This is a genomic window from Bradyrhizobium ingae, assembly GCF_055791185.1.
In genome coordinates this window covers 77,378-103,723 of sequence record NZ_JBVUBB010000032.1, presented here as the reverse complement: position 1 = coordinate 103,723, position 26,346 = coordinate 77,378, and the positions used below count along the sequence as shown (strand labels likewise).

The following is a 26,346-nucleotide window of genomic DNA, read 5'->3' as shown; positions in this document are numbered from 1 at the left end:
ATTCTTCGCCAAATCTATTCCGATCGTGCTAACTTCCATGGCGGACGCTCCTTCTCTGCAGTGGCTGTTTCAACACCACCATCTTGGCACATTGATGCCGTCGAGGGGGGCGTCCACCCCATCACAGACCTACTGGATCTCCCCTTTCAGCGGCATCACACCCATGATCAAGGGCCTCAGCATTGCACTTGTCGGCGGGCTGGGAAGCGTGCCCGGAGCGGTCGCGGGCGCTTTGCTGCTCGGCGTCAACGAAGCTCTCACTGCCGCTTTACTCGGTGGCCAGTACGTTCTGATCACCCAGTTCCTCTTGATCATTCTCATCCTGATCCTGCGCCCGCGCGGCATCGCCGGCATCCTGGACAGAGCGCGCGAGGCTTAAGACGTGTCAGAGACCACTCCGATCTGGATCGACCCGCTCGGCGGCTACGAGACCAAGGTTGACGCGCGCTCAGCGCCTACCAACGCGTTTCTTCCGCCGCAAGTGACGTGGGACGAGACCACCTCGTTCAAGGCAAAGCTGCATCGGATCGGTCGGCTCAGATATTACTACAAATGGCCGGGACATGGCTCGAGGCTGTGGTGGCGCACACGGTACTGGCCGACGCGCAGGCGCGTGCTTGACATTCGCGGTGGATACAACCGCAAGACCAGCCGTCGGGAAAAGACGATCGTCGACAAGCGGCCGATCTGGTGGGCGATGGCGTTCGCGCTGTTTGCGGTCCTTCCCTTCATCCTTCCGCAGGATACATGGAACACCGTGCTCTCGGCGGCGGCCTTGATGTGCATCTACGGCTCGATCAACCTCGCCTGGATGTTAATCATCGGCACGGCGGGAATATTTTCCCTTGCCAGTTACGCCGTCGTCGGCGCGGCCGCCTATGCAACGACCTATGCCGCCATTCAACTCGGATTGCCGTGGTGGTCGTTACCGCTGCTCGGCAGCGTGATCGGCCTGGTGTTCGGCGTGGTCATCGCACTTCCGGCGCTGAAACTCGACGGGCTCTATTATGCGCTGCTGACCCTCGGCATCGTCGAGTTGTGCCGCGTCTACGTGATTCAGTCCAGCGAATTGGGCTCGGCCACGGGGGGCCTGTTCGGCGCGCCAAGCTACGTACCCGATTGGCTATCGCCGTCGCTGCGGCAGATGACGCTCTACTACGCGTCCTTCGCCCTGATGATCATCGCGTTGTTCGTCTACCGTTTCGTCGACGGCAAAAGACTGGGGCGGCTCTTGAAAATGGCGCCCGAGAAGAAGGAGGCATTCGCCGAAGCTTGCGGCATCGACTTCTATCGCGCCCGCATCAACGTGTTTCTGATCTCCTCGACTTTCCTGGGCTTTGCCGGCGGCTTCTACGCAATCCATTTTGGCGGCGCATCGCCCAATCTGTTTTCATTCGACACCGTGCTGCTTTCTCTTTCGATGCTGGTCATTGGCGGCATTGGTCGATCCGAAGGCGCGGTGCTGGGCACAGTCATCGTGGTGTTCATCGATCGCGTGATGATCAGCATCGGGCCGCTGCGCTACGTCTTGATTGGCGCGATCATGCTTGGCGTCGTTCTGTTTCTTCGTGGCGGGATTTTCGGAATCAAAACCCAATTCAGGATCTGGCGGGCCAAGAAGCGAAGCGAAAACCGTTCGTCGAGAGCAGAAAAAGGTGGAGAGATGTTACCGGAAGAAGCAACCGAGATCGATAACAAGGACGAAGTCTACCGGCGCCGTTTCGACAAGGCCCAGCGAGATTTCCTGAAGCGTCTGGTCACCGACACAGTGATCGAAGAACATCGAGCGCGTCCGCTTGGTCAGCACAGCGAAGCGCTCGAGCGGCTGCTCATCTATTTCCGGGGTCAAACCCAGGTCGACAAATACGCGATGATGGTGCTGGAAGATTTCAAGGCCTACCGGATCGTCGGGCTCTCCGGGCGCCGCGGCACGCCACCGCGGGTCGTCGAAGATCGCACCTACCCGACCGCTAACGAGGCGTATCACGCGCTGTTCCTGCGTCGGGTCCAAGATTTGATGGAATCCTAAAGCTATTGAAAGCGAGATCCTGATCCATGGCCGAACTGAAAATATTTGGTTACGCAGACAAGATATCCGTCAAACCGGGAGACACCATCTCGTTCTTCGTTCATGCGGACGGCACCAATGCCGCGGAGGCGCAGCTGGTGCGGTTGATTCATGGCGACGCCCACCCTTCCGGCCCGGGCTATATCGAAGAGGAGGTAACCTCGCCGATCAACGGCACCTGGAGGGTGCGAAAGCAATTCACTCAGGTCGGCTCTTTCTTAACTGTCGACGATCCGCAGCGCCGGCTCGCGCTGGACGGCCCTTTCACGCTCTGTGCGTTCGTCTATCCGAACAAGCCCGGACATTCGACGCGCAATTGCCTACTGGGTCGATGGGATGCCTTCAACAACAAGGGATACGGTATCTGGATCAACGGCGACGGCGTCATCGAATTCGGGTACGGCGACGGGAAGGAGGTCGACTACCTGGTGACCGAAGTCCCGCTGCTCAAGAACAACTGGTATTTCATTGCAGCCTCATATGATCCGAAAACCGGACGGGCAACGATCCATCAGGAGAGCGCAGCCAATCGATACAACAGCCTGCTCGGCAAGGTGGCGGGCCTCGATTTTCGCTCTCACGTCCGCGAGAGCCTGCGGTTTCGCCCCGACAATCCTCTGGACGTACCCTTCATCGTCGGAGGCGCCCGGGACTTTCACGAATTGCGCGGCCATTTCGTCACCCAGTGCTTCAACGGCAAGATTGACCGCCCCGCCGTCTTCAATCGCGTGTTGACGCAGGCCGAGCTCGACGCCTATCGCACGAAGCTTGAATATCCGAGCGATGCAGTCGTCGCGCTCTGGGATACGTCGAAGGGGTACACCGACAAGGGCATTGGCGACGATGTCGTTGACATCGGTCCGCACGAATTGACGGCACGCGGATACAATCGCCCCGTTCGCGGACAGACCGGATTCAACTGGAACGGCCACAATGACTGCTTCCGCATCGCGCCGGCCGAGTTCGGTGGCATCGAGTTCCACGCCGATGCCGTGATCGATTGCAATTGGGAGAAAACAAAAGAGTTTATCGTTCCGGATTTGAAGAGTGGGGCATACGCGATCCGGCTCCGTCTTGGCGACGGCAAGGGGCTGCGCGAGGAATACATCGTGTTCTTTGTGCGGCCGAGACAGCCGAAAGCTCCGATTGCGTTCCTGGTTCCGACGGGCAGCTACCTTGCCTACGCCAACGAACATTTGAGCTTCGACGCACAAATCATGCAGCCGCTGGCCGGACAATCCCCGATCGTTTCAGAGATCGACATCGAACTCTACCAAACCCGCGAATTCGGTCTGTCGTGTTACGACTCGCATGATGATGGCGCGGGCGTCTGTTACAGCTCCTACCGTCGTCCGATCCTCAACATGCGCCCGAAAACGCGAATAGCGGGTATGGGAATCACGTGGCAGTTTCCCGCCGATCTTTCGATCATCGCCTGGCTGGAGCACAGGGGTTACGACTACGACATCCTGACCGACGAAGACGTTCATCGTGAAGGTCTGGACGCCCTCACGCCGTATCGCCTCGTGCTTACCGGCACCCACCCGGAATACATCTCCGAACAGATCCTGGACGCAACCGAGGATTTCGTCGCCTCGGGCGGACGGCTGATTTATACGGGCGGCAACGGCTATTATTGGAACGTCGCTTACCGCAAGGATGAGCCGTGGTGCCTGGAAGTGCGCAAACTCAATTCCGGAATGCGGGCATGGCAGGCCCGCCCCGGCGAATATCATCTTGCGACTTCCGGCCAGAAGAGCGGACTCTGGAAGGATCTCGGGCGACCGCCACAAAAGGTTGTCGGCGTCGGTATCATATCGGAAGGTTTTGATGCCTGCCGCCCATTTCGACGGATGCCGGATAGCTGGCATCGTCGGGTCGATTGGATGTTCGAAGGCATTGAAGGCGAAATCCTTGGCGACTTCGGGCTGGCGCACGGTGCGGCCGGCGGCATCGAGATCGATCGCTACGATCTTGCCTTGGGAACACCGCCACACTCTCTCATCGTGGCGTCTTCGGGCGGCCACACAGATAATTACCAAACGGTTGTGGAGGAGGTTCTCTATCCCTACCCGGGGCTCATGGGCACCTACGACTATCGCATCCGCGCCGACATGGTTTTTTTCACATCGACAAACGGAGGCGCAGTGTTCTCAACCGGGTCCATCGCCTTCGGCCAAGCACTGCCCTACGCCAACTTCGACAACAATATCTCGCAGCTGTTGTCGAACGTCGTCGACGCGTTTGCAAAAGATGGTCCATTGCCTGCTTCAATGTGGACTCTGGAGGAGAAGCAATGGAGGTAGCGTCAGATAGCCTACTTGCGCGGACCCTGGCCGAGGTGAGCGCCCAAGCTATCACCGTGCGAAGGTCGGGCTTGGCTGAGATGTATCGGCCCTCCTGATCAATACCGAGGGCGCGACTGATCTAGAGTTCTATGAGGGACTCGTGCGCGTTCGCCCGCGCAGGAATTCACTTTTAGAGCAATAAAATCTTCGACAAGCCGGCGCTCGGCAGGACAACGTGGTATCCGCTCCAAATTATCCCCTTGCTCCCGAACCGCCCCTCCACGCCAGTCACACCCTGCCGTTGCAGACGCATCAATGCGATCTCGGACATTCCGACCAATAGTGGGCAGCGCATCGTTACGATCTTGATCGAGGCCTACGACGTGGATGTCCTCGCCACCGCACTATCTCTGGAGGCGTTCCGACGTCGGCGCGTTCGCGGGCCGAAGCATGTATGCCATGGCGCTTCCCACCAGTGCGCGCACGCCAACCCGCAAGGCGGTTTCATCGATGGCGAACTCCGGTGCATGATTGGGAGCTCCAGCACGATCTGAAAAGGGCGAGGCGTTTAATATCCAGAACACCACCGGAATGTTCTGTCCAAACGAGCCGAAATCTTCGGAGCCCATGGTAGGACGAATCTCGCTGGTCTTGCCGGGACCTGTTGCCGCTTCGAGCGCCGGGATCACGGCCTCGGTTGCGGCTGGATCGCTCACCAGAACCTCATAGCCAGAGCTGCTCTCGATGGTCACCTCGGCAGTAACTCCATAGCTCTCGGCAATCCTTTGAGCCTTGAGGCGAACGCTCTCTTGCGCAATTTTTCGATTGTTTATCGAAAGCGACCGGATGGTACCCGCGATCTCCGCAGTCTCCGGCAGGATGTTGAAGCGATTCCCGGCCTGCAGTTGACCTACCGTCACCACAATCGATCCATCCAACGGGTTGGTCTGATTGCTGACGATGTTTTGCAGGGCCAAGGTGATCTCAGCAGCGGCCAGGGTCGGATCCTTGGAGAGCCAAGGCATTGCGCCGTGCCCACCCTTGCCTTTGAGGGAAATCCTGAAGATGTCGATGCTGGCCATGAGGCTACCCCGTCGGTAGCCGATCGTTCCCGATGGCGCAGCGGCACTAATATGCTGCCCCATCACGACATCGACCTTGGGGTTGTCGAGTGCGCCGGCCTCGACCATGGCAGATGCCCCGCTAGGCGTTGGCCCGGGCCCCAGTTCTTCAGCCGGCTGGAATAGAAAGACGACGGTGCCAGGCAGCTCAGCCCGCACCGCGGACAGGGCCTGAGCAGCACCAAGCAACATCGCGACGTGCGTATCATGTCCGCAGGCATGAGCGACCGGCGTCGGCTTGCCGAGGTAGTCGCCCCGGGCAGTGGACTTGAAGGGCACATCGCTACGCTCCTCGACTGGCAGCGCATCCATGTCGGCGCGCAACGCAACCACCGGGCCTGGCTTGCCACCGCGCAACACTGCTTTGATGCCGGTCTTCGCGATACCAGTCTGCATCTCGATGCCCGGCATCTTCGCGAGGGCCTCCGCAATGTATGCCGCAGTCTGTACCTCCTGGTACGAAAGCTCGGCGTGCTGATGAATATGGCGTCGCCATTGGATCACCTGGGCCTCGGATGCATCGGCCAAGGCCAGTGCCTGCTGCGCCAGTGCAGAAGAGGCCGCGGACGCATCCTGGCTCGCAGCACTGCTAGTCAGAAGGCAGGCCGCAGCGAGTGCGAAAAGTCGATGCCGAGGTTTCATGGATGCCCGAGGGGTAAGGACGTTCAATCTCCATCGAGACATAAGGGGAGCCGAATATAAGATAAAGACAAACTTCGAGGCACCGGTATAAATTTCCTTTATCACCTTGTCGGCACTTTTCGGAGACACGTCATGAAAGAACCCTCTATGCAGATGAGCCTCCGTCAACTGCGGGCGTTCAAAACCGTGGCAGAGGCCGGTAGTATCCGCGAGGCGGCGCGCACGCTCCAACTGACCCAGCCGGCCGTTACGCACGCGGTCCGAGAGCTTGAGCGCGGCCTTGGTACAGCACTGTTCATACGCAGCAGCGCGGGCGTGCGCCTTACCGAAATAGGTACGGCATTGCTCCATCGCGCTCACCTGGTTCTTGCTGAAGTGCAGCGCACGCACGATGAGATTGCTCAACTGCGTGATGGCACCGGAGGCCAGCTATGCGTTGCGGTCAGCTCGGCAGCGGCAACCTACGCATTGGCGCCGGCGGTGAGCGCATTCAGGAAGTTGCGGCCGGGCGTCGCAATAGAGCTTCACGAGTTGACGTGGGTTGCGACGGATGAGCGCTGGAGGAACGGCTTCTTTGACTTTGCCGTTGTCAACGAGGTGGGCGATGCAACCGACGAGTGGGAGCGAGAGCTTTTGTTTCAGATGCCGCTCACCATTGTCGTACGCTCCAAGCATCCACTTGTTCGAACACGTTCGGTCCTCCAGCTGGCCAATAGCATGTGGGTCGTACCCACTTATGGACCTGAGGTGCTGAGACGTGTCTTTGATGCCAGCAAGGGAGCGCCGCCTCGAGATATTATGGTTTGCCAAACACTGGCTGTGCTGTTGCCACTTGTACGGCAGACAGACGCGGTAGGAATCGTGTCGGGTTGGTTGTTTCGCAACCGAGCGGCGGCACGGGGGTTAACTCCGCTCGGGAATACCCAGCAGCTACCGAAGGCCCGCGTATCAATCGTGATGCGCGATTCGTCTTTGCTGACACCTGCAGCACGCTTGTTCAGAGAATGCCTCAAGGAATCGGCGGCATCCATCGGTGCCTGAGAGCGCTGCGGCTCTTGGCGGGTATCCAGTGGGTACAATATGCGTATCGAACCGACCGAACCCTGCCTGTATCCCGGCTCTCTACGGCAACTTCCGTTATTCTGCATTGCGGCTCGCGATAAGGTAAGAACGAAACATAATCGTGAGCTGTCTTTCGGCCTCGGCGCGCGCGGCAGCGGACACGACCCGTTGGCAGAAAGCCGGTACCGTTCCGTAAATCACTGTTGTGATGGTTTGGGCAATCAGGTGCGGATCGACAAAAATGGCTATCGCGAGTGGCGGACAGCGTCGCCTCGATCGATCTTTCACTGCGCCGCAGGCCTGGCATTGGCACGATGACGGCCCGCGCATTCAGGGCGGCCATCGACAATCCGAAGCGCTTCACTTCGTCGACCAAAGTCGGTCCGTACCTCGGGCTGACGCCGCGCCAATATCAGCCTGGCGAGAGCGAATGGATTGGCGGCAGGAGGCCTCTTCAAATCGGGCTTCGAGAAACCGGTGCACGGGGCTGACAGGGCCGTCGTCGAATCCAGAGCCTAGAAACGACCTAGGTGGTCGTTGGCGCAAAGGAGTGTCATTCGCCTGCAATATTGCAGGCGAATGACATCCTGTGTTTTCTCGCGGCTGTCAGACTTGGTTTCAGCCGCCGTCAACGCAGAGTTCGGTGCCTGTTAGATAGGACGAGTCATCGACGGTCAGGGATCGTTCTCTCCGATCAGCTCGCCTTCGAGCGGAGAACGCTCCTTTGAAGATATATGATCCCAAAAAGGATCAGGCCGAAGACGATTGGATGAATCCAGTCGTGATGAAAGACCGTCAACTGCAGGATGAAGGCTGCGATATCGATCGGCACCAGCAGCAGCAGTAGGGCGGCCCACGGAGAGAAACGCGGCACTAGAACACCAATCCCACCGATAACTTCCAAAGCCCCAGTGAAATACATAAACCAGAGGCCCAGGCCCAGATGGTTGAAATCTTCAATCATCATGGGCGTTGCCACCAGCTTCATCGCACCGGTAGCAATAAAAACAAAGGCCATGAGGCCACGCAGAACCCAAAGACTGGTTTTCCCGGGTTTCAGCACAGAGTCTTCAGACATACGATCACACGCCTATCCTAATGAGCGATGGTCAAATCCATTGCACAAGGTCATTCGCCTAGAGCGGATGACCTTGTCATGCTTGGTCGCAGAAACTGTCAGACTTGGTTCCAGCCGCCGTCGACGCAGAGTTCGCTGCCTGTCAAATAGGATGAGTCATCGGAGGCCAGGAACAGGACGGCTTTTGCGATCTCATCGACGGTGCCGCTGCGGTGCATCGGAATTTGGGCATGCACCTGGGTCTTGGTCTGCTGGATCATCTCCTCGCTCACACCCGACTTGCGCGCCTGGTCGGTGTCGATGTAGCCAGGCGCCATGGCGTTCACGCGTATGCCCTTGTCGATGAGTTCCGCCGTGAGCGAGCGCGCCAGCGAGCGAACGGCAGCTTTGCCCGCCGAATAGACGCTGACATAGGGCATGCCCTTTGTGGTCAGGGTCGTGGTGTTGAGGACGATCGAGCCGCCGGACGTCATCAGCGGCAGGAGCTTCTGGACCGTGAAGTACGTTCCCTTGAAGGTACAGGCGATCGTGAAATCGAATTCTTCCTCCGACATATATTCAAACATGTTCGGTCGCGCCGCACCGGCGTTCGCGAAGATGATGTCGACACGGCCGTGCCTTCTCTCGACAAACGCACGCAGTGCTTCAATGTCCGCCATCTTCGAAATATCGCAGCCGATCGCGTCGGCGCCATTTCCGATGCCCTGCGCCGCGGCATCGAGCCTCGCCTGATCGCGCCCGGTGATGATGACCTTCGCGCCCTCGCGTGCGAACAGCTTGGCTGTCGCCAGTCCCATTCCATCGCTGCCGCCGGTGATGACAGCGACCTTGCCGCCTAGCTTACCCATATTTCGTCTCCTGTTTCGTCCTTTGGCGTACCCGATGTGAACCGCACTATTCATGGAGCTTGATTTGCTTTCCTCCATTTCTGGCGCTCCTTTTGCCTTGGACAGACAGAATAGCAATCGTCTAATTTCCTATGTCGGCATACAGAAATGGATGGCTTGGACCAACCCGGGGAGTGAACGTTGAGCTGCAGTGGGATGGCCTCTGGATCTTTCTCGCGGTTTGCGAGGCCGCAGTTGTCGATCATCCATTTCGGCTTCATCTGGTCGAGCCGGCGCGAGCAGCAGTTTTTGCTCGTTCTAAGGTCGCGAAGTGATCGAGGCCGAGCGTGTGACACTGGCCGCGTCGATATCCTCTTTGCAAACGCCGGAAGCGTTTTTAGGCCTCGCGCGCGAGCGCCCTTGCGTCCGGAGACGCATCGGCGCTCTCCGGTGGACCCTGTTGCGCAACCTTCAAGGTGCTTCGCGCCGGAGAAGATCGAGCAGACGAAAGACCCAGGTGCGCGCCCAAATTCCAATGCACCGCAGCGGCGCCGTTGATGAGATCGCGAGAGTTGTCTGTTTCTGGCCTCCGATGATTCGATCAGACGCACGCCGCGCGACCATCGACGCCAAAGTCATGATCTGCACGCCCACCTCGGCGCACGGAGCGACAACGATCCAGCGCATGCCGATGCAAGCGCGCCCCCCGAGGTGATGGTCCGACGCCTTCTTCGCGGAGGAGTCTTGGTCGCGAGAATGGGCGGCTAGGGGGCGAGCTCTTTTTGCTTCAGCATTTTCGCCTCGTCGGTCCCGAGCCAGCTGCGAGTTCACCGATATCCTCGGGACCGGGCAGCGAGCACTCCTGTCCCATCCGGACTGGAAGCGCGACCCCTGCGAGGCCCCGAGCGCTCTCTCCAAAAGGTGCAGTCCGAATGCTGGTCAAGGGCGAACTATAATCCATCAGAATACACCTACAAAAATATCGACTTTGATACTTATAGGAGACTCCAATTAACTCGGTCAGAAAAATAAGGAATGGAGGGGAACTTGGCCGACAAGATTGGGAAAAGCATGCTTGCTGTATTGGCAGCTTCGGCGCTTTTGGCTCTCGCATCGACGGGAAAAGTTGACGCGGCATCGCTCCGGGTGGGGGTAAGCGCCGCTGACATCGCAACGCTCGATCCTGCGAGGGCGAGCAACACCCAGGACATGACGATCGTATCCTGGGTTTTCAACGGCCTCGTCCGCTTCGTTCCCGGCAGCGCCGACCCGACCAAGATCGAACCCGATCTGGCGGAGAGCTGGACAAGCTCCGATGACGGCCTGGTCTGGACGTTCAAGCTTCGCAAGGATGTCAAATTCCACCGCGACTACGGTACGTTGACAGCTGACGATGTCGTCTTCTCCTTGCAGCGTGCGAAGAACCCCGAAACCTCGTCCTACTCGAGCGACTATGCCGCCTTCAAATCAATCGAGGCGATTGATCCGTTGACCGTGCGCATCATGCTGAGCGAGCCCGTTGCTGGCTTCCTGGGCCTCGTCGCCAACTACCATGGCGGAAACATTGTCAGCAAAACAGCCATCGAAGCACTCGGCGCCAAATTCAAGGCAAACCCGATCGGGACGGGCCCGTTCATGTTCGACAAGGCTGTTACGCAGCAGTCAGTCTATCTCAAAGCATTCCCTGGCTATTTCCGGGGTGCCCCAAAAATCAACGACATCAGGGTCGATCTGATTCCTTCGGATTCAAGCCGTGAACTTGCCTTCAGATCAGGCGAGCTCGACCTGATTTTCGGTAAGCGCGAACAGCGCTGGGTCGATCAGGCGAAAGCCTGGGACAATGTCGCGGTCGATATTTTCGCCCCAGGCGAATATCGCACCGTCTTCATAAACAGGGCCCGCAAGCCTTTGGATAACGTCAAGGTCCGTGAAGCGATCGCTCACGCTATTAATGTAGACCAGATCGTCCAGTTCGTCGGCGCAGGGGTGGCCCTGAAGGGCTGCTCGGTCGTGCCGAACGACTATCTCGGCGAAGACTGCACCTGGAGCTACAATTACGATCCTGAAGCTTCGAAAAAACTGCTGGCGGAGGCCGGCTTCAAGAACGGTTTAACCTTGTCGGCGGTCGTCTCATCCAACTCCGCTCAGCAGCCTATCATGGAGGTCATTCAGGCCCAGTTGGCAGAAGCGGGGATCAACCTGCAAATGCAGATCGTTGATCATCCGACCTATCACGAACAAATCCGCAAGGATCTGAGCGATGTGGTCTTTTACGGCGCCGCCCGTTATCCCGTCGCAGACAGCTATCTGAGCCAATTTTACCACTCGGATGCGTCGATCGGAAAGCCCACTGCGGTGACGAACTTCGCACATTGCAACGCCGGCGATGCCGATATCACGGCCGCGCGAAAAGCCACGACGGACGAAGAACGTTTGAAACTTTGGTCCGCCGCTCAGAAGAAAATCTACGACCAGGTGTGCGGCGTGCCTCTGTTCAGCCTGATGCAGGTCTGGGTCCATAGCAAAAGTCTAAACTACGGTTACGAACTCAAGGGCTCCTTGAACCTGGCGCCCCCAATTACCGAGCAAACAACGATCAACCGCTGACCGGTTTTCCCCGTCTGACCTGACCGGAGGCAGTCCGATATTGCGGGGTTTCTCTATGCTGTGAGTTTTGGCGTCTTTGCTGCGGCATGTACTTCTGCCACGAAATCAGCGACCAGATCGCTCTTTCTCGCACGGATCGGACGGATCAGCACGTAGTCGAAGTCGATGACCGGCGTAAACGGCCTTGATGTGATCCGACCGGCAACGTGCTCTAGGGCCAAAGGGTCGGCTACGGTCACGCCCAATCCGGCCGCGACCAGCTCGGCGACATTCGGGGCGGTCGTTGCCTCGATGGCGATGTTTGGCCTCAGGCCGAACCTTTCAAAGGCGGCATCGACCTTACTGCGCATCGTTCCCGTCGGCGCGAATGCGATGAAGGGTTCATCCTTGAGATCGATCGGAGACAGGTCTGACATATCGGAAAGCCTGTGTCCCAGAGGGAGCGCCACCACGGCCGGCGGACATTTTACGCAGTCGACCTGAACGGACGAATGTTCCAGGCCGCTGATTACGAGAGCCAAATCGACACGACGAAGCAGGACGGCTTCCGTCAGAAACTGGGAGCTGCGAGCTTCGATGGAAATAAAAACATCCCGATGCCGCATTTTGAATCCCGCAACCACGCGGGTGATGAATGGGCCCGACAATGCCGGCATTGTGCCGATCAGCAGGTGGCCATGCTCCTCGCGCCGGATTGCATCCACGGCTCGAGCCAATTGGTGCACGCCGCCGAAAATGCGCTCGACCTCTTCATACAGACGCATTCCGCGCCCGGTCGGCACCAGTCGGCCACTCTCGCGCTCGAACAGCTGCAGCCCAGTATCTGCTTCCAGATCCTGGATGAGCTTGCTTGCTGCTGGCTGCGAGATTCTTAGGACCTCGGCAGCGCGGCTGACGGTACCACTTTCGACGACAGCCATGAGTGCCTCGAGTTGCCTCAGGCTCGGATCCCTCATTGGTTATAACCCTAGCGAATACGCCATCGAACTAAACGACTTTGACTTTCTACACTCGCTTCCTAGGCTCGACAATAACCAATGGAGATAAGGGTGGACGCGGACGTTATCGTTATTGGGGGAGCCGTTGTTGGAGCCGCACTTGCCTATGGATTCGCCAAGCGGGGACAAGAAGTCATCGTCCTTGATGGAGAAGATCAGGACATGCGCGCGGCACGGGCTAATTTTGGTCTTGTTTGGGTTCAGGGAAAGGGATCGAACGCGCCCGCTTACCATCAACTGAGCCGTCAAAGTGCGGACCTATGGCCGGCCTTTCTTCGCGAATTGACCGAAACGATCGGGATGCAGGTCGACTATTCCCGACCTGGCGGCATGATTTATTGCTTGAGCGAGACTGAATACGAAGCTCGCGAAGCGCTCAACAAGCGGACGCACAACTACTCGCCGCAGAACGACACGCGAATGGTCGATCGCCGCGAGCTCGAACGAATGATGCCGGCTGTCGGCTTCGGTCCGGAGGTTGTCGGCGCCAGTTATTGTGAGGCCGATGGCCACGTGAACCCATTGCAGCTTCTGGCCGCCCTGCAGCGCGGCATAGTCGCCGCGGGTGGAAAGATCCTTTTTCGCAACGCCGTGGAATCGATCAAGCCCGGAACAAGCGGATTTACCGTGAAGGCGGCTCTAGGCACCTATGCCGCGCCGCGCGTTGTCGTTGCCGCAGGCCTCACAACGCCTGCCCTGACCGACCCTATCGGCTTCAAAATCCCGCTGCGCTCCGAGCGCGGTCAGCTTCTCGTCACCGAACGGCTTCAGCCATTCCTGCCCTATCCCGGCAGTGGCTTGCGGCAGACGGCCGACGGTACCGTCATGATCGGCGCGACGAAAGAAGATACCACCGATCGGGGAGTAACCGTTGCTTCGGCGACGACGCTCGCCCTTCGGGCGACGCGAATTATTCCAGCATTGGCATCGGCGCGGCTGGTGCGTCAATGGAGCGGCTTTCGGGTCCTGCCTCCTGATGGTTCGCCGATCTACGCCGAATCCGCAGCCCATCCCGGTCTCTTTGCTGCCGCTTGCCACTCAGGGGTGACGCTTGCGGCGGTTCACGCGGCGATCGTCGCTCCAGCGATGCTTGAAGGGAGGTTGTCGACCGACCTGCCCGCTTTTTCAAATGGAAGATTCGATGTTCAAAAGTGTGCGTGAAAAGCTGGGCAAACGGTCCGACATGACCGTGCTCGTGAATGGCGTGGAGACGCCCGCCTGGGACGGCGAGACAGTTGCCAGCGTGCTTCTGCGCGTTCCCGGTGCTGGCCGTAGGTCGCCGGTCAGCGGGACGCCAAGGCTACCTTACTGTCAGATGGGCGTTTGCTTCGAGTGTCTGGCGATCGTGGACGGAATTGCTTCCACTCAAGGATGTCTGGTTCCGGTCCGCCCCGGGATGCGAATTGAAACCCAGCGCGGTCCGCGGGATATCTCACGATGAGCTACGATGTCGCGATCGTCGGTGCGGGCCCGGCCGGTATGAGCGCTGCTATTCGCCTGCGCGAGCTCGGCGCTTCGGTGGTTGTCATCGACGAACAACCTTCGCCGGGCGGGCAGATATTCAGGGGGATCGAGCGGAATACCAGCAGTCCCGTCTTCCCGGCGCTCGGCAAAGACTATCAGAAAGGACAGGCACTTGCGGCTGCCTTTCGGGTGTCCGGCGCTGAATACCTGCCGTCGACACAGGTCTGGCAGATTGAAGACGGCTGGAATCTTTTTCTGACTGCCGAGGGCAAAGCCCGGCGTATCGCAGTTCGCGCGGTATTGCTTGCCAACGGCGCCCAGGAACGGCCAGTGCCATTCGCAGGCTGGACCCTACCGGGCGTGATGACCGTGGGGGCGGCGCAAATCCTTCTCAAGTCGGGTGGGATGTTGCCGGAGGGCAAGGTCTGGATTGCCGGAGCAGGCCCCTTGCCGCTTCTCTATGCAACCCAGCTCCTCAACCTCGGTGGTCGCATTGCCGGTTTTCTCGACACCTCGACACCTCCCCGCCTGTCCGCCTTGAGCCGTCTCCCCGGGGCCTGGCGTGACTTTGGCGGCTTGCTCAAAGGCCTGCGGTGGCTTCGCGGGATCAAGCGCAGCGGCATGATCGTGCGGGGCTTCTCACACCTGCGAGCTGAAGGCGACGAGCGCCTCGAGCATCTAACCTGGGAGGTGGAGGGAAAACGCCATCGTGTCGAAGCGGACCTGCTGTTGGTTCACGAGGGTGTCGTGCCGCGCATTCACGAAACGCTGGCGCTCGGCTGTGCCCATCACTGGAATGACGAACAGGGATATCTGGCGGCGAAGGTCGACCGGTGGGGAGAAACCAGTCGCGAAAGCCTTTTCGTGGCCGGTGATGCGAGCGGAATCGGCGGCTGGCTGGCAGCGACCATTTCCGGAGAGATCGCGGCACTCGGCATCGCCGGCCGCCTTGGGATTTCCTCCGAAACGGACAGGCTTCGACAGAGGGCGCATCTCGACCGACGCCGTGAGCGAGCGCTCGCATTGCGGCCGTTCCTCGATGCCATGTATCCCCCTCCGCGGACCCGGCTCGCCGATGACGTCATCGCGTGTCGCTGCGAGGAAGTCACAGCTGGCGCCATTCGTGCCGCCGCACGCAACTGCCCCGCCGATCCCAGCGCGGTAAAGGCTGCGACACGTTGCGGAATGGGTCCGTGCCAAGGGCGCCAGTGCGGCTACACGGTTCAGGCGCTGCTCGCGGAGGTCCATGATCTTCCGGTCAGCGAGGTCCGTTTCTTCCATATTCGTCCGCCGTTGAAGCCGGTCACTCTCGGTGAGATCGCGTCGCTGGAAAACGCGGAGGGCGCGGGATGAACGCTGATGTCCTCATTATAGGAGGCGGACTGCACGGCCTTTCCGCCGCCCTTCACGCCGCGCGTCGGGGTGCGAGTGTTCAGCTCGTCGAGCGACACTTTCTCGGACGGCATGCTTCGGGCGCAACAGCCGCCGGTGTGCGCACCCTCGGTCGAGACGTTGCCGAACTGCCTCTCAGCCTCGAGGCTGCCAGGGACTGGCATGACATGGAGAGTCTCGTCGGCGACGACTGTGGCTTCGTCGCCTGCGGCCAATTGCAAGTTGCCGAAGACGAGCTGTCGCTGACGAAGATTGAGATGCGTATCAAGCGGCTCCAAGCCATGGGCCATTTCCGTGAGCAGATGGTCGGCCCCGATGAGATACGAAACCTTCTGCCAGGTATATCCGCCCATTGCCTGGGTGGTGCATGGGTGTCCAGCGACGGTTCGGCCGATCCGCATCGAACCATCAGGGCTTTTCGAGACGCAGCCATCCGGGCCGGCGTAGATATCATAGAAGAATGCCTCGTGACGGCCTTGACCCGATCCGCAACCGGTTGGCGAGCCGAGACGTCACGTGGCGTCTTCGAGGCTGAGATAGTCGTCAACGCGGCGGGTGCCTGGGCGGATCATGTTTCTCACCTTGCAGGTGATCCGCTACAGCATGAGATCCGCACCTCTATGATGGTGGTAACGGAACGTTCCGCCTCCAGAATCAAGCCCGTCGTTGGATCATTCGGCAAGAAGCTGTCGTTGAAACAGACCTCTCAGGGGACTTTTCTCATTGGAGGTGGCTCTCAAGGAAAACTGGCAGCGGATCGGCAATCGGCCACCGTCGACGTCGTCGCGCTGGCAGCATCAATGCAAGCGGCGGTCCGCGTATTTCCCGAACTGGAAGGCGTGCGGATCGTCAGAACATGGGTGGGTATGGAAGCGATGACCCCAGACCACCGCCCAGTTATCGGCTTTTCTCAGCGAGCTGAGGGCTTGATACATGTCTTCGGTTTTTCCGGGCATGGGTTTCAGCTCGTTCCATCCGTCGGACGGGTCGTCGCCGACCTGATCTGTCAGGGTCACACCAATCACAATCTCGACGCCTTCTGCGCAAGCCGCGTCTCCGTTGAAAGGGTTGCCGCATGATAGGTTATGCGATCCGAAGACTTCTGCTCGCGATCCCCACGTTGATCGCCATGCTCACCATGGTTTTTGTACTGGTGCGCCTGGTTCCCGGCGACGCCGCCGTTGCCATGCTCGGTGACCGAGCAAGCGGCGCGGCGCTTCAGGCGCTGAGGGCGCAGCTGGGCCTCGACCAACCAATCGGGGTCCAATACCTACATTTTCTGTCGGACATGCTGACCGGAAATTTCGGTCGCTCGATGGTGAGCGGTCGCACAGTGCTCGAAGAAGTAGCCCTCGTCCTTCCCTATACATTAGAACTCGCCGCAGCAGCGATGCTGATCGGAACACTACTCGGTCTTCCGTTAGGCGTGATGGCCGCTGTCCGTCGAGACCAATGGCCCGACTATCTCAGCCGCATTCTATCTCTCGTAGGCCTGTCCTTCCCTGGCTTCGTCTCGGCGATCCTGATGCTTTTGGCGTTTGCGGTCTGGCTGCATTGGCTACCCGTCATGAGCCGCGCCACCAGCGACCCTATCGATCATCTTCGGAATCTATTGCTCCCCGCCTTGAACCTGGGGCTGATCATGACCGCTTATATCGCGCGCGTAACACGCTCCTCGATGCTCGACGTCATGGGCGAAGACTATATTCGTACGGCCCGTGCAAAAGGTGTTCGCCCGCAAAACCTCATTTTGCGGCATGCTCTTGGCAATGCTCTTATTCCCATCGTGACGGTGGTTGGCCTCTATTTCGGGACCCTCATCGGCAATTCTGTGCTCACCGAGATCGTTTTCACGCGTCCGGGACTTGGCAAGCTCATCCTGGGTGCTCTGCAGTCCCGTGATTACACGATGCTTCAAGGACTGATGGTGGTCTTCGCAACCTTCGTCATCATCGTAAACACCGTCACCGATCTCATCTACGCCCTCGTCGATCCCAGAGTGGGTCTTGCCCAATGACCGACGCTACTGTCTCTCAGGCCGCACCGAAGCGGCAGCCGAATCCGATCTTGACGGCATTTCGTCGCAACCGCTTTTCGTGGCTCGGCATCGGCCTTCTGACGCTGATCATTCTGCTCGCCGTTTTCGCGCCGCTTGTCTCACCCTTCGATCCGTTGAAGCAGAATATTCTTCATCGACTAAGCCCGCCGTCCGCCCAGTTCTGGCTGGGAACGGACAGCTACGGACGCGATGTCCTCTCGCGGCTGCTCTACGGAGCACGCATATCGCTGTCGATCGGTTTCTTTTCCGTACTGGTCGCAATGGTGGTCGGGTCAGCATTCGGGATCCTGGCGGGCTATATCGGCGGTGTGTTCGATCAGATCGTGATGGGTATCGTCGACGTGATGCTGTCGTTTCCGACGCTGCTGTTGGGTCTGATGGTCGCGGCAATGCTCGGCGCCAGCTTCGAAAATCTGATCATTGCGATTGCCATCACGGAAACCGCTCCATTTGCCCGTGTGGCGCGAGCTCCGACGATCGCCGTGAAGCGGCGCGAATTCGTCGAGGCGGGTCGCTCGCTTGGCTTTTCGCCGTCCCGGATCATGGGGGTTCATATCCTTCCGAACATCCTGTCCGACATTGTCGTTGTCGCTTCGCTGTGGATGGCGTCCGCCATTCGCACCGAAGCGTCATTGGCGTTCATCGGGCTCGGCGTTCGACCGCCTACCGCGACATGGGGTGGCATGATCCGTGAGGGTTTCGAGAACATCCTGAGTGCCTGGTGGCTGGTTGTCTTTCCCTCGCTGGCGATCCTCCTGACCGTACTCGCCCTGAACATTCTTGGTGACGCGCTGCGCGATGCGATCGACCCGAAAACAAGGAGCGCGCAATGACGTCGCCCATTCAAGAGGCCGCCGCCGAGAAAATTGCAGTATCCGCAACCCCCGTCCTTTCCGTTTGCGATCTCACGACCTCGTTCAAGGTCGATGATGGCTGGAAAGCCGTCATTCGCAATATTTCGTTCGACATCGCGCCACGAGAGACGATGGCGATCGTCGGTGAATCAGGTTCGGGTAAATCCGTTACGTCCCTCTCGATCATGCGCTTGCTGGCGCCCCAATCGAGCCGCGTGGACGGCAAAGTTCTGCTGTCCGGAAGAAATTTGCTGTCTCTTCCGGAAGAGGATATGCGCCAGATCCGCGGCAACGAGATTTCGATGATCTTCCAGGAGCCGATGACCTCGCTCAACCCGATCATTCCCATCGGCAAGCAGATCGCTGAAGCACTCACTGTCCATAAGGATATTTCCAAGGCCGACGCCAGGGCCGAGGTCCTCAGGCTGCTTGAAAAGGTTCGGATTCCGAACGCCAAGGGTCGATACGACGAATATCCGCATCAGTTTTCCGGAGGCATGCGCCAGCGCGTGATGATCGCGATGGCGCTCGCGTCGAAGCCGAAACTCCTGATCGCCGACGAGCCGACGACAGCGCTGGATGTGACCATCCAGGGCCAGATTCTCGACCTGATCAAGACCCTGCAGGAAGAGGAAGGAACGTCGGTCCTTTTCATTACCCACGATATGGGTGTCGTGGCGGAATTGGCTGACAGAACCATCGTCATGTTTCGTGGAGATGCGGTCGAAACTGGCGCGACGGCCGACATCTTCCACCGTGGGAAGCATCCATACACGCGCGCGCTGCTTTCGGCCGTACCGCGCCTCGGTTCGATGGGCGATCGGAAGCTGCCGCTGCGCTTCCCGATCCTGGACACGAAGACTGGCGAACAACAGGTGCTTCCGGACGTCGCCGATACTGTCGCTAGAAGCAAGGCGCCGATCCTCGACGTCAAAGACCTGACGATGCGCTTCAATATCCGCTCCGGGCTGTTCAGCCGCAAAGCCGGGGCGGTACATGCCGTTGAAAACGTGTCTTTCAACCTGTTCGAGGGCGAGACGCTGTCGCTGGTAGGGGAGTCGGGATGCGGCAAATCCACTGCCGGCAGATCAATTACGCGACTGGTGAAGCCAACCGGCGGAAGTGTCGTGGTCGATGGTCAGGACGTAATGAAGCTTGACCATTCCGCACTTCGCAAAATGCGACGCTCGATCCAGATGGTGTTTCAGGATCCGTATGCCTCGCTCAACCCACGTCTGAGCATCGGATCGGCGCTGGTCGAGCCGTTTATTCAACATCGGCTTGGCACGGGCGTACAAGCCCGCGACAAGGCGGCAGCCTTGATGGAAAAGGTTGGGTTGTCGCCAGATATGATGCGGCGATTTCCTCATGAATTCTCCGGCGGGCAACGCCAGCGGATCGCGATCGCCCGTGCGCTCATGCTGGACCCGAAAGTCATCGTTGCCGACGAAGCGGTGTCGGCACTCGATGTGTCGATCAAGGCGCAGGTCTGCAACCTGTTGCTCGATTTGCAGCAGAGCCTCAATTTGGCGTTCCTCTTCATCTCCCACGACATGGCCGTCGTGGAGCGGGTGAGCCACCGTGTTGCGGTCATGTATCTCGGCGAGATCGTTGAAATCGGGCCACGCGCGGCTGTATTCGAGGACCCGCAACATGCCTACACGAGAAAGCTCATGGCGGCGGCACCAGTGCCGGACCCTGCGCGGCGCAGGATCCGGCGGGGCATCGCCGGTGACGAATTGAAAAGCCCGGTCCGACCGATCGGATATGAACCACCCGCAAGGCAGTACCGGGAAGTGTCGGAGGGGCATCTGGTCAGGGTGAACGAAGCCGATTGATGTTCCAGGCAACAGGGCGACCGGCTCGACTATTTTCCCTAAAGCCGCCGCAGATCGGCGGCTCCCTTCGCAAATTATGCGGCGCTCAAAGAGGAAAGGAAGTCATGCACCTCGGCCCGCAGTCGTTCGGACTGAGATGAAAGGTTGCTTGCGCCATCAAGTACTCTTGCGACCGATTCACTCGCTTGCTCGGAGGCCTGGTTGACGCTGCCAATGTTACTATTGACTTCGCGTGTTCCGTTGGCGGCTTGTTGCACGTTGCTCGCGATTTCGCGCGTTGCGGCGCCCTGCTGGTCGACGGCAATTGCGATCTCGTTGGAGACCTGATCGATTTCCGCGATCGTGCCGCCGATTACCTGGATGGCGGCGACCGCCTCATTCGTCGCGTTTTGAATGTCCTGAACTTGCGCTGATATCTCTTCCGTGGCTCTCCCGGTTTGGTTGGCCAACGCCTTAACTTCGCTTGCGACAACAGCAAATCCCTTGCCATGCTCGCCGGCCCGAGCAGCCTCAATGGTTGCGTTGAGAGCCAACAGATTGGTTTGGTTCGCAATGCTTTGAATGAGCGTCACGACTTCGCCGATCTTCTGCATGCCAACAGCGAGGCTCTCGACGACCGCATTCGTGAGCCGAGCGTCCTGTGCGGCCTTAGCGGCGATCCCGGCCGAACGCGTCACCTGTTCCGAAATGCAGCTGATCGAAACCGACAACTTTTCCGTCGCCGATGCCACCATTTCCACGTTCGATGAGGTCCGGAGAGATGCGTTGGCTGCGGCAACAGTCCTTTGCATTGTCTCTGAGTTGCTGCTGCTCATCGAGGCGGACAGACGCTGCATCTCGCTTGCTGCCACCGTGACCGCCTCAACGATGGTGCCAACTTTCCGTTCGAATCCCGCAGCGAGATCGCGCCTGGCCGAATCGCTGTCATTCTTGGCTCTCAGCGCGGCTTCCGCGCGCTCCTGGTTGGCACATGTATGAGCCGCACGCGCGGCTTCCGCCTCTGCCGTCTTGTGCGTAGCCATCGCAAATAGATGCGACAAGGTAAGGGCCAACCAGCCGAGCACGCTTGCCTCGATCAATAGAATTGCAGCATGCAGAATCACGCGACCGAAGTCGGCGCCGCCAGGATAGATCGCTGCTGGGAGCAGGAAATTCAGTACCAGATGATGCAGAGCGACCGCGATCGTGCCCGCGACGATCGGCCGATAGTCGCAATAGGCCACTAGAAAGGCCAATGCCGCAAAGAAGTACATGTGTAGGTCAAGCTGCCAAGCGTGCCCTGAGAGCTCGAACACTAGCATTGACACCCCACCCATCAGGGCGACAGCGCAGGTTAGGCGGGTTGAAAGCCCGTTGCCTGAGGCACGCCAGGATATGGTAACGGCAATAGCCATGACAGCCATGGCGAGGGTCGACGCCAGCCAATCTGTGCCGCGCATTAGCCCGATGAGTGCTACAATCGGTGTATGCAGCCAGACTACCGCGACTAAAATCTTGCTGGTGAGGTGGCGCAGACGTCCTAGGTCGTCGCTTTCGATATCCATTCTCATACCCCCAAATGTGAATCGCGGCGAACTCGTTGCTAATTCGAAGAGCAAGCGGCGATCGCCTGTGGATCAAAGGTGAGCCAGACGCCAGCCTGACGCAGTCGTGCCAGCCCGTCTCGTTCATCTGGTCGCACGACCAGAACCGACGAGAACGCTGTCGTCCTAACAATGACGGAATTTGCCGACGCCGAAGCAGCGAACACCTGCTGGACGCTCCACCATGGAGGAAAGGCAACCGCCACAACGTCCGTGCCTGGACGAACCTGCAACGACAGCGCCGCGATTGTGGTCGAGCTCGCGATCAGCATCACGATCGCGTTCAGCCAAGGCGGCCACCGTGCCGTAGAAATGACGTTGTCCCGCTCCACGAAATAGTCCTATCGGGTCCGACCTAGTTTTCCGTAAAGAACGAGAGCGCCCCGTGGAATTACGGGCTTAGTGCCTTATGTGCCGGGTTTGCGCCGAATGGGTGAAACCCGACGGAATGCCTCGTCATCCAACTTGGCAGATCACATCCAAGGAGATCTCTAATTCCGATATCTGCTCGGCGGCACCATGAAGATCGGGAAGGAGGTTCGAGAGCGAAACGCGGTGGGTCGCGATCTGCGATTTTAGTGACATCAAACGCTCTACGAGCACGTGGTCAATCGACTGGGGAGACACAGATTGCAGACGATCAAGCGCATCAAGTCCAAGCTGCAGAGCGCCGATAGACTCGAGCAGAACTTCACAGTGCCAGGTCGCTCCCTTGAGCTTTTCCGCTTCGGTGCGGAGTCTAGACCGGAGAGGCGTTTTTTTCGCAGTTTGACCCGTGTATCCCTCAAGTTGAATAGCTGTTCCCATCGATTTCTCTTCATATACATAGGAAGCGTTGTTGGTCGTCACGTTGTGGGACGTTCCATGTAACTAAAAAAACGGAGGGAATTGAACGAAGTATTACCCACAATGCGTCGTTCGCGGAATCCGGACAGCCTCTTCGCAAACTGGACAGGCAAACCAATGCTGAAGCCGACTTTTCCTCAACTTGCGCATAAGAGCCGTCGTCTTCGAGCCGCAGCAAGTCCCTGCGCGAATGTTGTGCGTCGAGACACATCGTCGTCGATGGATCCAAGGCGCGCGTCGACAATCTGAGGGTCACTTGCATCAACCTAATGCGACCGCCTAGAAGGAGGATAACTCGAGGTTCGAAGAATCCGCATCGGCCTCCGCCGCACATAAGCGCCTTGTCGCGGCAAGCGCGTGTCTTCTCGCCAGCCAAGCGTAAGTCTGATCGCTTCGCGGTCTCCCCTGACGCAGCTCGTGCGCATGCCGATGCATTTCGTACAAAATCCCCCACGCCGTGCGAAAATAATTGCGGAATGCTCTACAAGAGACGATGGTCCCGGCCAACAAGCTGCCCAACCGGGCGCGCCTGATTGATCCGACGGCAAAGAGGTTAGCCGGAGCGTTTTTGCGTAATTTGCTGTAGTAGTCGCTGGCCTAACAAAGCCTTCCGAGGAGGCAGGACTCGCCGAGCGGGCTGGCTGAAACGACTAACCGGCACTGGCTGCGCGTCACCGTCGGCCAGGGCGGGCGAAATTGCATCAGACCTCATCTCAACCACTTGTAGCAAATCCTTGAAATCTAGGCGGGATCAGACCGAGAATCTGGAGAAGCAGAGGGCCACCCGGCGGGCGCCGGATCTGGTCTCCTTCGAGGAGCATCTGTCACAGCTCGCGAAACTCAATCCATCGGCAAGGCTCGAAGTCGAGCGCCCCAATGGACTCATGCTGCGTTCCAATTTTGCTCTCGTAGGTGGAATGAAGTTGCTTGACGTCGAAGGCGACCAGAATTGGCGCGCCGTGTCGAACTATGCAGGCGAAAGGCTGGCGCTCTTCATACCCACCGCCGGGGTTCTCGAGGCGACGCTGGATGGCGGAGATTTCGTTGCAGGCGGGCACCACGCGCTGCTAGTCGGAAACCGCGAAGTGAGGAAGATGATCGGCCGCACGGACGGCGTATACGCTCACATCATGATACAATGGGACATAGTCGATGTTCGCAGCAGCATGCGCAGTATCTATGGCGTCCAGGCACGGCAGCACCTCCCGCTCAATTCGCTTTTCGAGCTCAAGGACGATGCTGGCCAACTCGTCAAATTTCTCGCCAAGTCGTTATCCTGCGGAGCTTTTCCTCAGGATGGATCGTCAACCGCCGCAGCGCTGATCGCCGAGACTATGCTGCGAATTGTGCTGAGAAACAATGCACGTGAAGTGAGAGGTCTTTGCGAGGGACGGGTTATCGACGTCGGACCGCGTTACATCGAAGCCGCAGCCGACCTAATGAGGGAGAAATTGCACGAGCCGCTGACACTGGGCGCGATTTCCGACGCGGTTGGAGTGAGCGGGAGATCTCTCCAGGATGGCTTTCGTAAGCACTATGACACTACCCCGCTCGCCTATCTGCGAAATCTTCGGTTGGAGACTGTTCGCATCGAGCTATCGCGGCCGGATAATCAGCTTTCGGTGACCGACGTCGCGGAAAAATGGGGATTCACAAATAAGGGACGTTTCGCGGCACTTTATCGAGAAGCGTTCGGAGAATCTCCTTCGGAGACCATGCGCAACTCGTATCGGCGCCGCTGACTCTTATTGGCGCACCGCTGCAAACGGTCTCCCGCAAACGGACATCTCCGCGCCGCCTCGCAGCCGCGCTTTTGCAAAAGATATCCAGTTTCTCGCCTCTGTTGACCCGACCTATCCTGCCTGATCAGCAGTGTAAGAAGATTTTCGGCATCTGATTTCAATAGCCAAGGGCGATGCCATCCCGACGGGAATCAGCCCCACCTCTGAGAAGTCCACGTTTACGGTCGATCCATATCGCCTGGGCCGTTCCGAGTGGATTTGACGCTCGCGTAGGAAGGTGCCCCAACGCACGAAGCCCCTCGACGATCTTAGCCGGAACGGTCGCTTCGACGTCCAGTACGTCGCCGCGTGCGAAGATGCGCGGTTGGTCGATCGCTTCCTGCACCGACATTTTGTGATCGAGTAGGTTCGACAGGACCTGGATCTGTCCAATGGGCTGGAAATGCCCTCCTGTCACGCCGAACGACAAGACGCATTCGCCGCCTCGCGTCAGCATGGCAGGCAGGATGGTGTGCATTGGTCGCTTGCCACCCGCGAGCACGTTGGGATGGCCGGGGTCGAGCACAAAGCCGAAGCCGCGGTTGTGCAGCAAGACACCACATTCGGGTGCCACGATGCCGCTGCCGAAATCATCGAAGACGGAGTTGATAAATGAAACCGCGGTGCGATCTTTGTCCACGACTGACAGGAACACCGTATCTTTGTGTTCCGGCATTGTGATCGGCGCGACGTCGCTCAGCCGCCCGCTCAATGATATCCGGTGAGAGAGGATGTCGGCACGGGGAGACGAAGTCATGCGCTCGACCGGCACATGCCCGGTATCAGGATCGCCGACGAAGGCGTCGCGCTCTGCATAGCCAATGCGCGCGATCTCGGCCAAGAGATGGTAGCGCTCCACCGATACGGGAGCAAAGTCCGCGACGCTATAACGGTCGAGCAGACTTGCCATGGCTAGAACGGCAACGCCTGTGCCATTCGGGGGACATTCCCACAGTTCAAAACCACGGTAGGACGCGGATATTGGCTTCTCGTAGCGCGGCCGGAAGGCGGCAAAATCCTCGACGGTATGAAAACCACCGAGCGAGCGCAGAGCCTTTACGATGCTCTCCGCAATCCATCCCTCGTAGAAAACGTCGGCACCCTTTGCGGCGACATCCCGAAGGGTGCGGGCCAGCATAGGCTGCGTGTGCAAATCGCCGGGGGCTGGCGTTTCGCCGCGGGGGAGAAAGACCGAAGTCGTAGCAGCCAGACGAGAGAGCTTCGGCATCTGCCTCGCCCAGTCCCTCGCCAGCCGCTCAGCGACAGGATAGCCATTTTCCGCAGCGGCGATGGCAGGTGAAAGGAGACGCGCGAGATCAAGCGTTCCGTGATCCTCGGCCAGCCGGGCCCACGTTCGCACGGCACCCGGAACAGTAACTGCGTGCGCACTCTCGGGGTCGAGCGTCGTTACGCCGGCTTCTGCGAGCCGTTCGACACTCGCGGCCGACGGCGCCGCTCCGGATCCGTTGAGCGCGATGATCGGCTGCCCTTCCCGTTTCAGCAGAACGAAGCAATCTCCACCCACGCCGGTCTGGGTTGGCTCAACGACAGCAAGCACAGCTCCAGCCGCCACGGCTGCATCAATGGCGTTGCCGCCTTCGCGCAGCACGTCGATTGCGGCCAGCGTGGCCAACGGGTGCGGGGTCGCGGCCATTCCATTGACGCCGAATGCTTCAGAACGTCCCGGCAATTCGAAACTTCTCATGTCAGCACCGGCCCGGTACGATTCGCAGTTTTACCCACCCCATCTCCCTCGGATCTCTCAGATCCGAGCCGAGTGATCGCAGCCGACTAGTTAGCTCCTTGCCATCCGTTGACCAGCGGCCGCCGCACCTCGA

General features: G+C 59.0%; 21 protein-coding genes and 1 pseudogene. 14 read left to right on the top strand and 8 right to left on the bottom strand.

Annotated features, from left to right (window positions below):
* From ACV1FX_RS32345 to ACV1FX_RS32335, 3 genes and pseudogenes are all read left to right on the top strand, one after another.
* A pseudogene (locus ACV1FX_RS32345) lies at positions 1 to 379 on the top strand (hypothetical protein); the annotation flags it as partial.
* Between the two features lie 318 nt (positions 380 to 697).
* The gene (locus ACV1FX_RS32340; protein ID WP_473121593.1) at positions 698 to 2,029 is read left to right on the top strand and encodes a branched-chain amino acid ABC transporter permease; all 1,332 of its coding nucleotides are present in this window, start codon (positions 698 to 700) and stop codon (positions 2,027 to 2,029) included.
* A 26-nt stretch (positions 2,030 to 2,055) separates the two neighbouring features.
* Positions 2,056 to 4,374: a N,N-dimethylformamidase beta subunit family domain-containing protein gene (locus ACV1FX_RS32335; protein WP_473121592.1), complete on the top strand. Its 2,319-nt coding sequence runs from the start codon at positions 2,056 to 2,058 to the stop codon at positions 4,372 to 4,374.
* Positions 4,375 to 4,760: 386 nt separating this feature from the next.
* Here ACV1FX_RS32335 and ACV1FX_RS32330 read toward each other — a convergent pair whose 3' ends face one another.
* Positions 4,761 to 6,005: a M20 metallopeptidase family protein gene (locus ACV1FX_RS32330; protein ID WP_473121591.1), complete on the bottom strand. Its 1,245-nt coding sequence runs from the start codon at positions 6,003 to 6,005 to the stop codon at positions 4,761 to 4,763.
* Between the two features lie 246 nt (positions 6,006 to 6,251).
* On the opposite strand from ACV1FX_RS32330, the gene ACV1FX_RS32325 reads away from it, so the two are divergent.
* Together ACV1FX_RS32325 and ACV1FX_RS32320 are read left to right on the top strand one after the other, a co-directional pair.
* Positions 6,252 to 7,160: a LysR substrate-binding domain-containing protein gene (locus tag ACV1FX_RS32325; protein WP_473121590.1), complete on the top strand. Its 909-nt coding sequence runs from the start codon at positions 6,252 to 6,254 to the stop codon at positions 7,158 to 7,160.
* 275 nt (positions 7,161 to 7,435) lie between these two features.
* Positions 7,436 to 7,672: a transposase gene (locus tag ACV1FX_RS32320; RefSeq protein WP_473121589.1), complete on the top strand. Its 237-nt coding sequence runs from the start codon at positions 7,436 to 7,438 to the stop codon at positions 7,670 to 7,672.
* A gap of 203 nt (positions 7,673 to 7,875) precedes the next feature.
* Here ACV1FX_RS32320 and ACV1FX_RS32315 read toward each other — a convergent pair whose 3' ends face one another.
* Both ACV1FX_RS32315 and ACV1FX_RS32310 read right to left on the bottom strand, forming a co-directional pair.
* Entirely contained in the window at positions 7,876 to 8,259 is a 384-nt protein-coding gene (locus ACV1FX_RS32315; protein WP_473121588.1) for a DoxX family protein, read from the bottom strand.
* Between the two features lie 98 nt (positions 8,260 to 8,357).
* The gene (locus tag ACV1FX_RS32310; RefSeq protein ID WP_473121587.1) at positions 8,358 to 9,107 is read right to left on the bottom strand and encodes an SDR family oxidoreductase; all 750 of its coding nucleotides are present in this window, start codon (positions 9,105 to 9,107) and stop codon (positions 8,358 to 8,360) included.
* A gap of 1,026 nt (positions 9,108 to 10,133) precedes the next feature.
* Here ACV1FX_RS32310 and ACV1FX_RS32305 point away from each other — a divergent pair.
* The gene (locus ACV1FX_RS32305; RefSeq protein WP_473121586.1) at positions 10,134 to 11,693 is read left to right on the top strand and encodes an ABC transporter substrate-binding protein; all 1,560 of its coding nucleotides are present in this window, start codon (positions 10,134 to 10,136) and stop codon (positions 11,691 to 11,693) included.
* A 53-nt stretch (positions 11,694 to 11,746) separates the two neighbouring features.
* On the opposite strand, the gene ACV1FX_RS32300 is transcribed toward ACV1FX_RS32305, so the two are convergent.
* Positions 11,747 to 12,649 (bottom strand): LysR substrate-binding domain-containing protein, encoded by a 903-nt coding sequence (locus ACV1FX_RS32300; RefSeq protein ID WP_473121585.1) that lies wholly within the window; start codon positions 12,647 to 12,649, stop codon positions 11,747 to 11,749.
* A gap of 93 nt (positions 12,650 to 12,742) precedes the next feature.
* On the opposite strand from ACV1FX_RS32300, the gene ACV1FX_RS32295 reads away from it, so the two are divergent.
* From ACV1FX_RS32295 to ACV1FX_RS32265, 7 genes are read left to right on the top strand one after another with little or no spacing between them, the layout of a single operon-like run.
* Positions 12,743 to 13,852: an NAD(P)/FAD-dependent oxidoreductase gene (locus ACV1FX_RS32295; RefSeq protein WP_473121584.1), complete on the top strand. Its 1,110-nt coding sequence runs from the start codon at positions 12,743 to 12,745 to the stop codon at positions 13,850 to 13,852.
* Positions 13,821 to 14,132 (top strand): (2Fe-2S)-binding protein, encoded by a 312-nt coding sequence (locus ACV1FX_RS32290; RefSeq protein ID WP_473121583.1) that lies wholly within the window; start codon positions 13,821 to 13,823, stop codon positions 14,130 to 14,132. Before ACV1FX_RS32295 ends, ACV1FX_RS32290 begins: the two co-directional genes overlap by 32 nt.
* On the top strand, positions 14,129 to 15,508 hold the full coding sequence (locus ACV1FX_RS32285; protein WP_473121582.1) for an FAD-dependent oxidoreductase: 1,380 nt from the start codon (positions 14,129 to 14,131) through the stop codon (positions 15,506 to 15,508). The genes ACV1FX_RS32290 and ACV1FX_RS32285 overlap by 4 nt, the downstream gene beginning before the upstream one ends.
* Positions 15,505 to 16,626, top strand: a complete 1,122-nt coding sequence (locus ACV1FX_RS32280; RefSeq protein WP_473121581.1) for an NAD(P)/FAD-dependent oxidoreductase — start codon at positions 15,505 to 15,507, stop codon at positions 16,624 to 16,626. The genes ACV1FX_RS32285 and ACV1FX_RS32280 overlap by 4 nt, the downstream gene beginning before the upstream one ends.
* Positions 16,623 to 17,564, top strand: a complete 942-nt coding sequence (locus ACV1FX_RS32275) for an ABC transporter permease (protein WP_473121580.1) — start codon at positions 16,623 to 16,625, stop codon at positions 17,562 to 17,564. The genes ACV1FX_RS32280 and ACV1FX_RS32275 overlap by 4 nt, the downstream gene beginning before the upstream one ends.
* Positions 17,561 to 18,439 carry an ABC transporter permease gene (locus tag ACV1FX_RS32270; RefSeq protein ID WP_473121579.1) on the top strand — a complete coding sequence of 293 codons (879 nt, stop codon included), beginning with the start codon at positions 17,561 to 17,563 and terminating at the stop codon, positions 18,437 to 18,439. Before ACV1FX_RS32275 ends, ACV1FX_RS32270 begins: the two co-directional genes overlap by 4 nt.
* A complete protein-coding gene (locus ACV1FX_RS32265) occupies positions 18,436 to 20,298 on the top strand; it encodes an ABC transporter ATP-binding protein (protein WP_473121578.1) in 1,863 nt (620 codons plus the stop codon). The genes ACV1FX_RS32270 and ACV1FX_RS32265 overlap by 4 nt, the downstream gene beginning before the upstream one ends.
* A 74-nt stretch (positions 20,299 to 20,372) precedes the next feature.
* Here ACV1FX_RS32265 and ACV1FX_RS32260 read toward each other — a convergent pair whose 3' ends face one another.
* The 3 genes from ACV1FX_RS32260 to ACV1FX_RS32250 all read right to left on the bottom strand — a co-directional run bounded on the left by ACV1FX_RS32260 (position 20,373) and on the right by ACV1FX_RS32250 (position 22,730).
* Entirely contained in the window at positions 20,373 to 21,842 is a 1,470-nt protein-coding gene (locus ACV1FX_RS32260; protein WP_473121577.1) for a methyl-accepting chemotaxis protein, read from the bottom strand.
* A gap of 38 nt (positions 21,843 to 21,880) precedes the next feature.
* Positions 21,881 to 22,213 carry a hypothetical protein gene (locus ACV1FX_RS32255; RefSeq protein ID WP_473121576.1) on the bottom strand — a complete coding sequence of 111 codons (333 nt, stop codon included), beginning with the start codon at positions 22,211 to 22,213 and terminating at the stop codon, positions 21,881 to 21,883.
* A 124-nt stretch (positions 22,214 to 22,337) separates the two neighbouring features.
* Complete coding sequence (locus tag ACV1FX_RS32250) at positions 22,338 to 22,730, bottom strand: hypothetical protein (protein WP_473121575.1); 393 nt, start codon at positions 22,728 to 22,730, stop codon at positions 22,338 to 22,340.
* 731 nt (positions 22,731 to 23,461) lie between these two features.
* Here ACV1FX_RS32250 and ACV1FX_RS32245 point away from each other — a divergent pair.
* Positions 23,462 to 24,469, top strand: coding sequence for a helix-turn-helix transcriptional regulator (locus ACV1FX_RS32245; protein ID WP_473121574.1), 1,008 nt, complete (start codon positions 23,462 to 23,464; stop codon positions 24,467 to 24,469).
* Between the two features lie 157 nt (positions 24,470 to 24,626).
* Here the strand turns inward: ACV1FX_RS32245 and ggt are convergent, their stop codons facing one another.
* On the bottom strand, positions 24,627 to 26,213 hold the full coding sequence (ggt, locus tag ACV1FX_RS32240; protein ID WP_473121573.1) for a gamma-glutamyltransferase: 1,587 nt from the start codon (positions 26,211 to 26,213) through the stop codon (positions 24,627 to 24,629).
* Between the last annotated feature and the right edge of the window lie 133 nt (positions 26,214 to 26,346).